Source organism: Hymenobacter sp. UYAg731 (assembly GCF_054061335.1).
Genome location: NZ_JBSSEC010000003.1, coordinates 474,186 through 488,296, shown reverse-complemented (window position 1 = coordinate 488,296; position 14,111 = coordinate 474,186). Strand labels below are relative to the sequence as shown.

Below are 14,111 nucleotides of genomic sequence, written 5' to 3'. Positions count from 1 at the left end.
CGGGGGTAAGTACAGGAGCCTGCGTAATAGGCCGTTTTAGAGGTCAAAAGGGAGAGTAAAAGGCCATTATGGTACACATAAAAAATCCCACGCCCAGGGGCGCGGGACTGTAGCTAAATGCTGGCCTCTAGTCAGTACCTGGGCGGATTATATATATGATTCAGGCCGTAAGGGCTTGCTACCTGCGGTGCGCTCGATAGAAATCAGCCAAATCCCCTTCCGATACCTTCCAAACTGGCCGCTTAAGGGTCCCGAAATTGGAGGCCCTCAGTTTATCATCTTTGATATACCTGCGGACCGTCTTGGGGTCACATTTGAGGCGCTTAGCGGTAGTTTCTACCGTAAGGCAATCCAATGCCTCATCCGTCGCTTTGGATGCCTTCTGTACAGCTTTATGGAATACTGGGAGAAACGCTGCTACGAGTTGGTCAGTGACAATTTGTAATTCAGAAGGAGTCAGGCTCAGGGTCATCGGCGTAAGAAAAACGTGTGAGAATGCCAAGATTAGGAGTTAGCCCCGCTTTTGTTACCTCCATTGTTTTTGTGCTCTGAATATCAGTTGTTTAAAGTACGTATTGAGCGCTGCCATCTACCTGCTCTCTGTGCCCAGGTCTGAGGTGGTATTAAGGCGGCTGAAATCGTCAAGAGCAAATGACGAAAAAGAGAAAGTAGGGGAAGGTGGGTAAAAACCCGCTCAGGCCACAAAAGAAACAAGCAGGTAACAGAGGAAATCAGCAACCTCTCGCCCCTGAATTATACTCTCAGCATACTCATGAATAAAAAAAGGCCTCTAGCGCATTGCTAGAGGCCTTTTCTGTGGTCGTGTAAGGAGTCGAACCTTAAACCTTCTGATTCGTAGTCAGATGCTCTATCCAATTGAGCTACACAACCATTTTCCCGTGTTGGGAGCACAAAGGTAAGAGGAGAAAAAGCGGCGGTGCAAGCCACGCGCACTTTTTAGGGGAAGAAAAATGCGTGGGCGGCAGCAAGTGGCTAATAATCAGTCGGAGATTTTTGCGGGTTTTCGGTGGCGCTGCCGCGTAGCGCACGGTGCAGCGCTTTATTGAAGACGTAGTACAGCCCGAACAGCGATGCCGCCACCAGCCCCACCAGCACCAGCTTGCTAAGGGTGCCCTCGTCGGGGTCGTGTAGCAGTGCCAGTACATCGGAGGCTTTGGTGCCCAGCCAGTAAAAGAACAGGCTGCGCGGCAGCATGCCCAGCACCGAAGCCGCCAGAAACCGCTTGCGTGGCACCCCCACAATGGCCAGCACAAACGTCATGAGCGCAAAGGGCAGCACCGGCGAGAGGCGCGTGAGCAGGATGAGCTGCCAACTCTGGTTTTGCAGCTCGCCCAGCACGGCCTCGGCTTTGGGGAACAGGTGCAGGAAGTGGCGCAGCTTGCCGTGGTCGAGGCGCTTGGCCAGCTCGTAGCCGATGGCGGCGGCCAGCGCGTAGGCCAGCACCATGCCCGGCAGCCCCGCCCAGCCAAAATAATAGCCCGTCACGATGGCCACGAACGTGGTGGGCGTGAGGGCAAACGCCATGGTGAACGCAATGACTACGAAATACAGTACCGCCTGCCCCGGGCTGAGGTGCAGCAGCAAATCCTGCTTTTCATACAGCAGCGTCAGCAGCGAAGCCGAGCCCAGCAGCGGCACCGCCACCAGCAGAAACATGGTAAGCAGCGTGGAGAAGTTTTTCTGGAAAAGCTCGCGCAGCAATCGGAACATAGGCCAAGGGCGAAGCCCCTCCATCCGTCGGCGGGGTTTCGCGCTGCAAGTACGCAGAAATGCGGGCTGGGGCCGGGCACCCGGCGGCGAAAGCTGCCGGACAGGGCAGAGCCGGCCGGCCGTTTCCGATTAATCCCCGACCTTTGCCGCCGGCCCATCCGGCCCCTCAACTTCTATAGCTCACCCATGAAATTTGCCACCAAAGCCATTCACGCCGGCGTGCATCCGGACCCCGCCACCGGGGCCATCATGACGCCCATCTACCAGACTTCGACCTACGTGCAGTCCTCGCCCGGCAAAAACATGGGCTTCGAGTACTCGCGCACCCACAATCCCACCCGCTCGCAGCTGCAAGCCGCTGTGGCCGCGCTCGATAATGGCAAGCACGGCATCGCCTTCGCCTCCGGCATGGCCGCTATCGATTGCGTGATGAAGCTGCTGAAACCCGGCGACGAGGTGATTTCCACCAACGACCTTTATGGCGGCAGCTACCGCCTCTTCACCAAAGTGTACGAGCCGTATGGCATCAAATTCCACTTCGTGCCGATGCACGACATGGAGGCTGTGCGCGCCGTGGTGAGCGAGAAAACCAAGCTCATCTGGGTCGAAACGCCCACGAACCCGCTGCTGAACATCATCGACATTGCCGCCGCTTCGGCCGTGGCGAAGGAATGCGGTGCCCTGCTGGCCGTCGATAACACGTTCAGCACGCCCTACCTGCAAACCCCGATGGACCTGGGCGCGGACATCGTGATGTACTCGCTCACCAAGTACATGGCCGGCCACTCCGATACCGTGATGGGCGCGCTGGTGGTGAACGACGACGAGCTACACGAGCGCCTGAGCTTCTACCAGAATGCCTGCGGCGGCACGCCCGGCCCCCAGGACTGCTTCCTGGTGCTGCGCGGCCTCAAAACCCTGCACATCCGCATGCAGCGGCACTGCGAAAACGGCCGCGCCGTGGCTGAGTACCTGCGCCAGCACCCCAAAGTGGAAAAAGTGTACTGGCCCGGCTTCGAAAACCACCCCAACCACGCGGTGGCGGCCAAGCAAATGCGCGACTTTGGCGGCATGCTTTCCTTCATCCTGAAAGGCGATAAGCAGGAAGACGCCATTGCCGTGCTGGAAAAATTCCAATACTTCACCTTGGCCGAGAGCCTGGGCGGCGTGGAAAGCCTGAGCGGCCACCCCGCCACCATGACGCACGCCAGCATCCCGGCCGAGCAGCGCCGCAAATCGGGCCTCAGCGACTCGCTCATCCGCCTGAGCGTGGGCATTGAGGATGCCGAGGACTTGATTGCGGATTTGGCCCAGGCCATCGGGTAATAATTCTCAAAGGCTCTGAAAAGGCCTTAAGAACGTCATGCTCATCTAGCGTCCGCGTAGCCGAAGCACCTCGCTTGTGGTAGTAATTCTTTTCTTGCGATTGGATTTGCTATTGCGGTGGAGGTGCTTCGGCCACGCGGATGCTAGATGAGCATGACGTTCTTTTTTATCAGTTAATTGAAAAATGGTACTTGTTCAGCCCGTTCCCATCGTTACCCTGCCGCTCTTCCCGGAGCTGGACCGGCTGCTGCTGGAGCTGCTGCGAAGCCTCGCGCCCGGGGACTGGCAGCGGCCCACCCTGGCCCGCGAGTGGACGGTGCAGGACGTGGCCGCTCACCTGCTCGATGGCAACCTGCGCACGCTCTCCATGCTGCGCGACGGCCACTTTGGCGAAGCGCCGGCGGATACCAGCTACGCCGGCCTCGTGGCCTACCTCAACCGGCTGAATGCTGACTGGGTGCGGGCGGCTCGCCGCCTCAGCCCGGCGGTATTGATTGAGCTGTTAGCGCAGTCGGGGGCCGAGTACACGGCGTACCTGAACACGCTCGACCTGTGGGCTCCGGCGGCTTTTGCGGTGGCCTGGGCCGGCGAAAGCGCGTCGCTGAACTGGTTCCACATTGCCCGCGACTACACCGAGAAGTGGCATCACCAGCAGCAAATCCGCGCAGCCGTGGGCCAGCCCGTGCCGCTGATGGAGCCGGCGCTGTTCCGGCCGTTCACCGAAACCCTGATGCGCGGGCTGCCGCACGCTTACCGGGCGGTGGCCGCGCCGGTGGGCACCCGCGTCCAGGTCGTTATCAGCGGGAATGCGGGCGGCCCCTGGGAGCTGGTCCGCGCCGCCGGGGGCTGGTATTTGCAGCCGCCTGGGGCCACCCCGCCGGCCGCCGCCCTCACGCTGGCCCCAGCCGATGCGTGGCAGCTGTTCACCAAGGGCCTGAGCGCGGCCGAGGCCCGGGAGCGGGCTCAGGTGGCCGGCGATGAGGCGCTGGCCCTGGCTGCCCTGCATATGGTGGCCGTGATGGGGTAGTAGGGCGGGCGCGGGCAATCTGTAGTGGGCGGCGTGGCGTACGTGTGCCGCTTACCGCCAAACTGCCTTTATGATGTCGCTGCGCCCGCTGCTGGTTACTTTTCTGATTTTTTGCTGCAACAGTTGCGCCTTGTCGCCGCCGGCTCCCGGCGTTGCGGTGCCTGGCGTGTCGTTTCTGGCGCTGGGCGACTCGTACACCATCGGCGAGGGCGAGGCGGCGGCGGCCCGCTGGCCTGTGCAGCTGGCGGCGCTGGCCCGGCAGCAGGGCCTGGCCGTGCAGCCGCCCACCATCATTGCCCGCACCGGCTGGACTACCGCCGAGCTGCAAGCCACCATCGCCGATGCCCCTCCCGCCTCGACCTATGGGCTGGTGTCGCTGCTGATTGGGGTAAACAACCAGTACCGGGGGCAGGGCGTGGCCCGGTACCGCCCCGCGTTTCGGGGGCTGGCGCGGGCGGCCATCGGCCTGGCGGGCGGGCGGCCCGGGCGGGTCGTGGTGTTGTCCATTCCCGACTGGGGCCAGTCGCCGTTTGGACAGCAGCAGGACGGCGATGCGGCGGCTATCGGCCAGGAAATCGACCAGTTCAACGCTGTGGCGCAGGACGAATGCCGTCAGGCCGGCGTGGCCTACATTGACATCACGCCCCTGACCCGCGCCGCCGCGCCCGACCGCAGCCAGTTCACCCGCGACGGCCTGCACTATTCCCAGGCCCAGATGCGGCAGTGGGCCGAACGGGTGTTGCCCGTACTGCAAGCGCAGCTGCAATGAGCGGCAGCGGATTACACCTGGGACGAGTGCTGACGTTGGTGCCGGACCGGAAAGCTGCTATTTAGCCAAGTGAGTCCGGCACTGCATCAAACATTGCGGCCGTCACTGCGTCTACGCTTTCGATGAAACCAGTAGCCTCCGCCCGCTTGCAAGCCGTTCGCCACGGCAAAATCTATCAAAATGCCGTGCCCACCACCGTGAGCCCGCCCTCCGGCTACGGCGCGCTCATGAAGCGCTGGCTGTTTGAGAAAGCCGAGCGGGAGCCCAAAAAGCCGCTTGGTCCCTTCCGGGCTGATGCCGCCGCCCTGGCTGCTCCCGTGCCGGCCGCTGCGTTGCGCGCCACCTGGCTGGGCCACAGCAGCATGCTGCTCGAAATCGACGGCCTCCGTTTCCTCACCGACCCGGTGTGGAGCGAGCGGGTGTCGCCCTCGCAGCTGGTGGGGCCGAAGCGGTTTTTTGCCCCGCCGCTGCCCCTAGACAAGCTGCCGAAGCTGGACGCCATCATCCTCTCGCACGACCATTACGACCACCTCGACGCGGCCGCCATTCGGGTGCTGGGCCGCTTGGACGTACCGTTTTTCTGCCCGCTGGGCGTGGGCGCGCACCTGCGCCGCTGGGGCGTGCCCGCCGCCAGCATCACCGAACTCAGCTGGTGGGAAACGGCCAAATTGGGCGACGATTTTACGCTGGCGGCCACGCCGGCCCGCCACTTTTCGGGCCGCGGCCTGACGCGCAATGATACCCTCTGGGCCTCGTGGTGCCTGCTGGGCCCCACGCACAAGGTGTTTTTTGGCGGTGATTCCGGCCCCTTCGAGGAGGGCTTCCGGCAGATTGGGGAGGCCTACGGTCCCTTCGATTTGACGATGCTGGAAATCGGGGCTTCCGACCCCGAGTGGGCCGATATTCACATGGGCCCCGACCACGCCCTGGCGGCCCACCGGCTGCTGGGCGGCGGCCCGCTGCTGCCGCTGCACTGGGGCACGTTCAACCTGGCTTTCCATGCCTGGCAGCAGCCGGTGCAGCGCCTGCTCGAAGCCGCCGGCCCCGAGGTGCCGCTGCTGCTGCCCGCCCCTGGCCAGCGCGTAGACGTAGCCGCCGGCCCGCTCAATTCGCGGTGGTGGGAGCGGTAAAGCAGGCTATTGCTGCTGGCCGTGCGCCGCAGACGCGCGCTGGCAGCATCCATCACGTAACAGCAGTCGGCGAAAAAAGCGCGGCCGTAAACAATTGCCGCGCCTGCCGCTTATACCCACTCGATTCCGGCCGCGACCGTGGCCCGGTAGTCCGGTTTTAGTTTTTTGCCCCGTGATACAATTCCTCACAGTCGCCTCCCCATTGGGAAACCGGCTGGCCCCCACCAGCTTTTCTCCGAACCTTGCCAGCCAGCCCGCACCCCTGTGCGCGGCTGCTGTAGGGTGCTGTTGCTGTTGTTGTTAGGATAGGGCATTAGCCGGCAGGCGGGCGGCCGGCTGAGTGCCAGACTAGGAAAAAGCGGGTGCCTGACTCCGATGCCGTAGCCGCCGCGTTGCCGGTGGCGTGTGGAGCAACCCGGTTGGGTATTTCTGGTATATAGTATTTATTGAATTTATTGGTGCCTTGCCAGGTAGAGCTGCTTCGTGGGCCGCTCTGGCCAGAGCACACCGTGGCTTTTCTTTTTTCTGGGTTAATCCGGCTGAAAACCTGCTTTTAGGGTTGCCGCAACCCCTTTTTTACTTCCCCTTTTTAGTATGATACACCCCACAACTACCCGAATCGGGCTAGTGGCGCTGTTCCTGTGGCTGAACACCGCCGCCGCCTGGGCTCAAAATATCACTGTAACCGGCCGCGTGCTCGACGCCACCGGCCAGACCCAGCCCGGCGTGACCGTGCTGGAGCAAGGCACTACCAACGGCACCAGCACCGACGGCGACGGCCGTTTCAGCCTCAATAACGTGCCGGGCGCGGCCACGCTGGTCTTTTCCGCCGTGGGCTCGCTCACCCAAACCGTGCCACTGAACGGCCGCACGACCCTCGAAATTCGCCTCGCCGCCAACCAGACCGAACTGAACGAAGTGGTGGTCACCGGCTCGCGCGCCACCGAGGGCCGCTCCAACATACTCACTACCGCGCCGGTGGACGTGATTTCGGCCCGCGAAATAAAGGCTTACGCCCAGACCGACGTTACCCAGATTCTGACCTACATCGCGCCCTCGTTCCAAAGCACGCGCCAGACCGTGACCGACGGCACCGATTTCGTGGACCCCGCCACCCTGCGCGGCCTCGGCCCCGACCAAGTGCTGGTGCTCGTGAACGGCAAGCGCCGCCACACCTCGGCCCTCGTCAACATCAACGGCACGCCCGGGCGCGGCTCGGTGGGCACCGATATGAACGTGATTCCGCCCGCCGCCATCAAGCGGATTGAGGTGCTGCGCGACGGCGCGGCGGCCCAGTACGGCTCCGACGCCATTGCCGGCGTCATCAACATTCAGTTGAAGGACGACACCACCGGCATCAGCGTGAGCAGCACCACCGGCCAGACTGCCAAGAGCGACGGCCAGCTGTTTCAGGCCGATGCCAACCTGGGCTTCGGCCTCAATCACCGGGGTTTTGTGAACGTGAGCGGCCAGTTCTCGAACCGCAGCTACGTGGACCGCAGCGGGCTCGATACGGCCCCGCTCATTTACCTGGGCACCAGCGGCGGAGCCTACCCCGCGGGTCTCACCGACCAGCAGAAAATCGACCTGAAAACCCGCGACAATGCCTTGGTGGCTCAGAACGGCTTCAACCGCCGCGATATCCGCGTCGGCAGTTCCGATACCCGCACCTACGGCAGCTTTGTGAACGCGGCCTACACGCTGGCCCCCAGCATTGGGCTCGAAGCGTATTTTGCGGGCGGCCTCACGCGCCGCACGGGCTCGTCGGGGGCGCTCTACCGCCTGCCCACGGCCGTTTCGCAGACCTATGCCAGCCTGTACCCCAACGGCTTTCTGCCCTTCATCAACAGCACCGTGAACGATGGTTCGGCCATCGTGGGCCTGCGCGGCAAGGTGTTCGGCTTCGCCGCCGACCTTAGCAACACCTACGGCCGCAACGCCCTTAAATACAACATTAACAATACCCTGAACGCCTCGCTGCCGGCCGGCACCAGCCCCACGAGCTTCTACGCCGGCGAGCTGGCTTTCCAGCAGAACACCACCAACCTGGGCTTCACCCGCAAGTTTATCGAAGCCGGCCCGCTGGCCACGCTGAACGTGGCGTTTGGCGGCGAGTTTCGGGTGGATAATTTCCAGATTAATGCCGGCGAAACCGGTTCCTACATTCTCGGCGACCGCAAGGTGAACGGCAGCCCCGCTGCCGCCGGCTCGCAGGGTTTTGCCGGCTACCGGCCGACTGATGCGCTGAACCAGAGCCGCAACAACGTGTCGGGCTACGTCGATTTGGAGAGCGACCTGACCGACAAGCTGCTGGTGGACGTGGCCGGCCGCGCCGAGCGCTACAGCGACTTCGGCTCCAACGTGAGCGGCAAAGTGGCCGCCCGCTACAGCATTCTCGATGGCCTGGCCCTGCGTGGGGCGCTCAGCAACGGCTTCCGGGCACCCTCGCTCCAGCAGCGCTACTTCACCAACTCCAGCACCCAGTTCACCAGCGGCGAGCTGCGTGAAGTGCTGACTACCAACAACGACGATGCCATCACCAAAGCCTTCGGCATTGGCTCGCTGAAGCAGGAAAAATCGACCAACTACAGCCTCGGCCTCACGGCCCGCGTGCTGAAAACCATTACGTTGACCGTGGATGCGTATCAGATTGACATCCGCGACCGCATCGTGCTCTCGTCGCAGTTCAGCCGGAATAATCCGGTGGTGGCCGCCATCCTCACGGCCAACCCGCGCCCCGGCCAGAACCCGGTGCAGGGCGTGCAGTTCTTCGCCAATGCCGTGAATACCCGCACCCAGGGCATCGACATTGTGGCGAACGACCGCCTCACCCTGGGTCCCGACAGCCGCCTGACCCTGACGGCCGCCGCCAACTTCAACGAAACCGTGGTGCGCAGCTTCAACAGCTCCAGTACCATCGACAATAACCCCAGCCTGCAAAACACGCTGTTTGACCGCTCCCAGCGCGCCCGCCTCGAAAACGGCCAGCCCCGCAGCAAAATCAACCTCAGCGCCGATTACACTTACAAAATCTTCGGCCTGAACCTGCGCACCGTGCGCTTTGGTGAAGTGCAGACCAAGGACGCCGACCCCACTCGCTCGTTCATCGACCAGACATTCTCGGCCAAATGGGTAACGGATTTGACCATCAGTGCCCAGGTTATCAAGAACATCGGCCTGAGCGTGGGCGTGAACAACCTGTTCAACGTCTACCCCGACCGCCTCTACCAGGACCCTAACAACAACGAGCAAAGCTTGGCCTACTCCACTCTGGACGGCACCAACCGCGGCCGTTTCCCCTACGGCTCCAACCAGTTCGGCTTCAACGGCTCGTTCTACTTCGGCCGCGTCAACGTGTCGTTCTAGGTAGTCGGGCATACGTAAGTTTTCTGACCGACTAAACCAATTATCAAAAAAGCCCGGGCTGATTCAGCCCGGGCTTTTTTTGAGTTGAAGCGCACGGGTTTATTTCCCGGCCGGAGCCGGCGTGCTGGAGTTCCCATCCAGAATCTGAAACAGGTCGTTGAGCTTGGGCGTGAGGATGATTTCGGTGCGGCGGTTCATGGCTTTGTTCTGGGGCGAGTCGTTGGGGGCCACGGGCACGTACTGGCTGCGGCCCGAGGCCGTGACGCGCTCCGGCGACACGCCCGCTGTGGTAAGCAGGCGTGCGATTTCGGTGGCGCGCAGGGCGCTCAGGTCCCAGTTATCGGTCATGCCGGCCGTGCCGCGCAGAATGGGCACGTTATCGGTGTGGCCTTCCACCACCACGTTCACGTCTTTCTGCTCCTGGAGCACGGTGGCCAACTTTTTCAGTGCCTCCTGGCCCTTGGGGTCCACTTTAGTGGAGCCTGATTTGAACAGTAATTGTTCCGAAAGCGACACGTACACTTTGCCATCTTTCAGCTTCACTTGCAGGTCGCTGCTGTTGAAACTGAGCAGGGCCTTGCTCACGCGGGCCTTCAGGTCGGCCACGGCCTGGTCCTTGTCGGCCAGGGCTTTGGTGAGCTCGGTGAGGCGGACTTCGCGGGTTTGCAGGTCGGCGGCGAGGCGGTCGTTGTTGGCTTTGCTTTTCTGGAGGGTGGTTTCGAGGTCGCCCAGCTCGGCTTCGCGGCGGGCCAGGTCTTTGGCTACCTTATTATAGTCGGAGGACTTATTGGCCAGCTCCCGGTCGCTGTTTTTGAGGAGCTTATCGTAGCTGTTATTCAGCTCGTTGTAGAGGCTACGGGTTTTGCGGTAGGCATTGCCGGTTTCGGCCGAGTCGGTCACGAGGCGCTTCTGGGTGAGGCGGAGTTGGGCCAGCTCGTCGCTGGCTTTTTGCAGCTCGGCGGTGGCGCCACGGTACTGGCGCTCGACGGCGGCTTTGCCCTCAGCATCGGCCTTTTGACGGGCGCTGAGGTCGTCGTATTTCTTGGCCGTTACGCAGCTGTTCAGCACCGGAGCGGCCAGCAGGCAGAGGCCCAGCAGGGCGGGGGAGAAGGTTTTCACGGGGATAAAAAGGCGCAACGCCGGGCCATCGGCGGCCGGACTGCCCGGCCGCGTTGGCGAGGCAAGGTAGCGCCTAACCCGCGTCTGGCCCAGTACAGGGGCCTTCCGGGTGGGTTTTGGAACCTGCGCAAAGGGGAATGCGAACGAACCGCCTGGCCGCACCGTTTGAACACACCCGTTGCTCCGCCCGCCGGCCGCCGGCCGATGCACCGTGCGCCAGGCTGCTGCCGCAAAGCAATTTGCAAAACAAGGCCGCAGTTATGGCTTATCTTTGGCACCCCCCAAATGGCCGCCGTATGCCCGAAGCCGGCGGCTTTCCTACCTAAAAATTCAAGCCGATAGCCTCTCGCTAGCAGCTACTAGTTAACTAAATATGGCCTGGTTCAAGCGCGTAGAAAAGGGTATTGTGACCCCCACCGACCAGAAAAAAGAGACTCCCGACGGCCTCTGGTACAAGTGCCCCGAATGTAAAACCGTGGCCACCATGGCCGAGCACAAGCGCCTGCTGTACGTGTGCGGCAACTGCAACCACCACGACCGCATCGATGCGGCCGACTACTTCGAGTTTCTCTTCGACCAAGGCGAATTCACGGAGCTTGATGCCAACCTCACCTCCGGCGACCCGCTGCACTTTGTGGACACCAAGGAGTACCCCAAGCGCGTGGCGGCTACCGAGCGCAACACAGGCCTGAAAGACGCCGTGCGGACCGCCCACGGACTAAGCGCCGGCCAGCCGCTGGTGGTAGCAGCCATGGATTTCAAGTTCATCGGCGGCTCCATGGGCTCGGTGGTGGGCGAGAAAATTGCCCGCGCCATCGACTACGCCCGCCAAACCCGCACGCCGTTCCTCATGATTTCGCGCTCCGGCGGGGCGCGCATGATGGAGGCCGGCTACTCGCTGATGCAAATGGCCAAAACATCGGCCAAGCTCGCCCTGCTGAGCGAAGCCGGCGTTCCGTACGTGTCGCTACTGACTGACCCCACCACGGGCGGCGTCACGGCCTCGTTTGCCATGCTGGGCGATTTTAACATTGCCGAGCCCGGCGCGCTCATTGGCTTTGCCGGCCCGCGCGTTATCAAGGAAACCATCGGCAAGGACCTACCCAAGGGTTTCCAGAGCGCCGAATTTGTGCTGGAGCACGGCTTTCTCGATTTCATCGTGGACCGCCGCGAGCTGAAGCAGCGCCTGGCCGATTTGCTGGGCATGCTGCAGCCCGCGCCAGCGGCGGTCGCCAGCGCCCCCGCGCCGCGCCGCGCCACCACCAAGGCGCACCAGCAATAAAGCACAGCCCTTTTTCATTTTCGGCACACTTCTTGAAAATCCCGTTTCCGGCCCCGGAGCGGGTTTTTCCGTATAAGGGCCGAAAACAACCTCACCAATTCCTCATTTTCACATGAACACCTCCAAATCCCTTCTTTCTGTTCTGATGGCTTTCGTACTGCTGTTCAGCTCCTGCGCCACTTCGCAGCAAGCCAGCTCCACGCAGCCCGACCTCTCGACTAACAACGGAACCGGAGCCCGTAAAACCGGTATGAGCAAAACGGCCAAGGGCGGCCTGCTGGGCGCGGGCGGCGGGGCTATACTGGGCGGCGTGGTAGGCGGCCTGCTGGGCGGCGGCAAAGGCACGGCCATCGGCGCTATCGTAGGGGCTGCTGCGGGTGGTACCACCGGCGCTATCATCGGCCGCAAAATGGACAAGCAGGCCGAAGATTTGCAAAAGGACATGCAGAACGCCAAAGTTGAGCGCGTAGGCGAAGGCATCAAAATCACCTTCGACTCGGGCATCCTCTTCGATACCAACTCGGCCACGCTGCGTCCGGCTTCGGAGTCGGACATCACCAAAATGGCTGCCATTCTGCAGAAGTACCCCGACACTAACGTGCTGGTGGAAGGCCACACCGACAACTCAGGTTCGGATGCTATCAACCAGCCCCTGTCCGAGCGCCGGGCCCAGGCCGTGGCTAACTCGACCATCGCCAAAGGGGTTTCGTCGAGCCGCATAACCACCCAGGGCTACGGTTCGAGCCAGCCCGTGGGCGACAACACCACGATGGAAGGCAAGCAGGCCAACCGTCGCGTAGAAATTGCCATCTACGCCAACGATAAGATGAAAAAGGCTGCCGAGCAAGGCCGTCTGTAAGCTTCAATGTTGGTGCTATAGCCAGCTGTTTAACGGAACAAATGCCCGTAACAGGGTTTGAAAAAGGCCGCCTTTTTTGGCGGCTTTTTTTATTTATTTCATTGACGTTTTGTGCCTTGGAATAATCTTGCCGGCGGCACAACCCCGGCGAATTAGCCCTCGTTTAAACCTTGTAATTCGTTTTCATTTTCTAATTGATTTCGTCATGAAAACCTTCAAATCGTATTTCCTGCTGATTATTGCGCTGTTCATGTTGGCTGGTAGCGCCCAGGCCCAAACGCCCAAAAAGGGCTGGAGCAACAAGGCCAAAGGGGCCGCCATTGGTGGCGGCGCGGGTGCCGTGACCGGAGCCGTGATTGGCGGCGGCAAGGGGGCCCTGATTGGTGGAGCGGCCGGCGTCATCGGTGGGGGCCTGATTGGCCGCAATAAGGACAAGAAAAAGGACCCGGCCCGTTACAATGCTTACCACAACAAGAAGTAGCCGTTGGGCCGGCGCCGCCGGTGCATATGGCTCAGGGAACGGCGCTGCCTTGGTGGTAGAGCCGTTTTTTTGTGGCCCATGGGCTGCGCCGGGTAGTTGGTCGGGCAGGGGCTTTGGTTGGGCCTGAATAGTTTGGCAAGGTGGTTGCAAATAGCGTACTTGCCGGCCTATTCACAAGCCACGACTTTTCGCCGGCCTTTTTTATCCAAACCCTTTTTTAAACATGAAATTTCTTCGTTCTTCCCTCACGTTCCTGCTGGCCCTGCTGCTGTTGGTAAACAACTTTGCCCAGGCCCAGTCTACCACCGTTTCGACGGATAAGCCGAAAGGCATGAGCAAAACCCTCAAAGGCGGCCTCATTGGCGGTTTGGGTGGCGCGGTGGCTGGCGGCGTTGCCGGTCGTTTGATTGGCGGTAAGTCGGGCACGGCCAAAGGTGCCATCATCGGAGCTGTGGTAGGTGGCACGGCGGGTGCCCTCATCGGCCGCAAAATGGACAAGCAAGCTGCTGAGCTGCGTCGTGACCTAGAAGGTGCTAAAGTTGAGCGCGTAGGCGAAGGCATCAAAATTACCTTCGCTTCGGGCATCCTGTTCGGCACCAACTCGTCGAGCCTGACCCCAGAAGCTGCTGGCAACATTGACCAGCTGGCTACCACGCTGAAAAAATACGCTGATACCAATGTTGTAATCGAAGGCCACACCGACAGCTCGGGTTCGGATGCCATCAACCAGCCCCTCTCGGAGCGTCGCGCCCAAGCGGTGTCGAACGAAATCCAGGGCCAGGGCGTGGATGCGGCCCGCATCACGGCCACCGGCTACGGTGCCACCCAGCCCGTGGGCGACAACGCTACCGCCGCTGGCAAAGCCGCTAACCGTCGCGTAGAAGTAGCCATCTTCGCCAACGACAAAATGCAGAAGGCCGCCAAAAAAGGCCAGCTGTAATCGTCTTGCTTCACAGCAAAAATTGAAAAACCGGCAGCCTGTGGTTGCCGGTTTTTTTGTGCCTGACTGGGAGCAAAGCGC

12 protein-coding genes and 1 tRNA gene are annotated in these 14,111 nt (G+C 61.6%); 9 read left to right on the top strand and 4 right to left on the bottom strand.

Annotated features, from left to right (window positions below; genetic code table 11):
* Positions 1-178 precede the first annotated feature (178 nt).
* The 3 genes from ACVWYF_RS10195 to ACVWYF_RS10185 all read right to left on the bottom strand — a co-directional run bounded on the left by ACVWYF_RS10195 (position 179) and on the right by ACVWYF_RS10185 (position 1,731).
* Complete coding sequence (locus tag ACVWYF_RS10195; protein WP_457067438.1) at positions 179-472, bottom strand: helix-turn-helix domain-containing protein; 294 nt, start codon at positions 470-472, stop codon at positions 179-181.
* A gap of 345 nt (positions 473-817) precedes the next feature.
* Positions 818-891: transfer RNA gene (locus ACVWYF_RS10190), tRNA-Arg, on the bottom strand.
* Positions 892-993: 102 nt separating this feature from the next.
* Positions 994-1,731 carry a TVP38/TMEM64 family protein gene (locus tag ACVWYF_RS10185; RefSeq protein WP_457067435.1) on the bottom strand — a complete coding sequence of 246 codons (738 nt, stop codon included), beginning with the start codon at positions 1,729-1,731 and terminating at the stop codon, positions 994-996.
* Between the two features lie 186 nt (positions 1,732-1,917).
* On the opposite strand from ACVWYF_RS10185, the gene ACVWYF_RS10180 reads away from it, so the two are divergent.
* The 5 genes from ACVWYF_RS10180 to ACVWYF_RS10160 all read left to right on the top strand — a co-directional run bounded on the left by ACVWYF_RS10180 (position 1,918) and on the right by ACVWYF_RS10160 (position 9,349).
* The gene (locus ACVWYF_RS10180) at positions 1,918-3,057 is read left to right on the top strand and encodes a cystathionine gamma-synthase (protein WP_457067432.1); all 1,140 of its coding nucleotides are present in this window, start codon (positions 1,918-1,920) and stop codon (positions 3,055-3,057) included.
* Positions 3,058-3,241: 184 nt separating this feature from the next.
* Entirely contained in the window at positions 3,242-4,084 is an 843-nt protein-coding gene (locus ACVWYF_RS10175; protein ID WP_457067430.1) for a maleylpyruvate isomerase N-terminal domain-containing protein, read from the top strand.
* Between the two features lie 70 nt (positions 4,085-4,154).
* The gene (locus ACVWYF_RS10170; RefSeq protein WP_457067427.1) at positions 4,155-4,853 is read left to right on the top strand and encodes an SGNH/GDSL hydrolase family protein; all 699 of its coding nucleotides are present in this window, start codon (positions 4,155-4,157) and stop codon (positions 4,851-4,853) included.
* A 122-nt stretch (positions 4,854-4,975) separates the two neighbouring features.
* On the top strand, positions 4,976-5,983 hold the full coding sequence (locus ACVWYF_RS10165) for an MBL fold metallo-hydrolase (RefSeq protein WP_457067425.1): 1,008 nt from the start codon (positions 4,976-4,978) through the stop codon (positions 5,981-5,983).
* A gap of 594 nt (positions 5,984-6,577) precedes the next feature.
* On the top strand, positions 6,578-9,349 hold the full coding sequence (locus ACVWYF_RS10160; RefSeq protein WP_457067422.1) for a TonB-dependent receptor: 2,772 nt from the start codon (positions 6,578-6,580) through the stop codon (positions 9,347-9,349).
* A gap of 99 nt (positions 9,350-9,448) precedes the next feature.
* Here the strand turns inward: ACVWYF_RS10160 and ACVWYF_RS10155 are convergent, their stop codons facing one another.
* On the bottom strand, positions 9,449-10,468 hold the full coding sequence (locus tag ACVWYF_RS10155; RefSeq protein ID WP_457067420.1) for an OmpA family protein: 1,020 nt from the start codon (positions 10,466-10,468) through the stop codon (positions 9,449-9,451).
* Positions 10,469-10,841: 373 nt separating this feature from the next.
* Between ACVWYF_RS10155 and accD the strand changes: the two genes are divergently transcribed.
* The 4 genes from accD (at position 10,842) to ACVWYF_RS10135 (ending at position 14,030) form a co-directional block, all read left to right on the top strand.
* Positions 10,842-11,750, top strand: coding sequence for an acetyl-CoA carboxylase, carboxyltransferase subunit beta (gene accD / locus ACVWYF_RS10150; protein ID WP_457067417.1), 909 nt, complete (start codon positions 10,842-10,844; stop codon positions 11,748-11,750).
* A 145-nt stretch (positions 11,751-11,895) separates the two neighbouring features.
* On the top strand, positions 11,896-12,609 hold the full coding sequence (locus ACVWYF_RS10145) for an OmpA family protein (protein ID WP_457067415.1): 714 nt from the start codon (positions 11,896-11,898) through the stop codon (positions 12,607-12,609).
* Positions 12,610-12,814: 205 nt separating this feature from the next.
* Positions 12,815-13,090 carry a YMGG-like glycine zipper-containing protein gene (locus tag ACVWYF_RS10140; RefSeq protein ID WP_457067413.1) on the top strand — a complete coding sequence of 92 codons (276 nt, stop codon included), beginning with the start codon at positions 12,815-12,817 and terminating at the stop codon, positions 13,088-13,090.
* Positions 13,091-13,313: 223 nt separating this feature from the next.
* A complete protein-coding gene (locus ACVWYF_RS10135) occupies positions 13,314-14,030 on the top strand; it encodes an OmpA family protein (RefSeq protein WP_457067410.1) in 717 nt (238 codons plus the stop codon).
* Positions 14,031-14,111 lie beyond the last annotated feature (81 nt).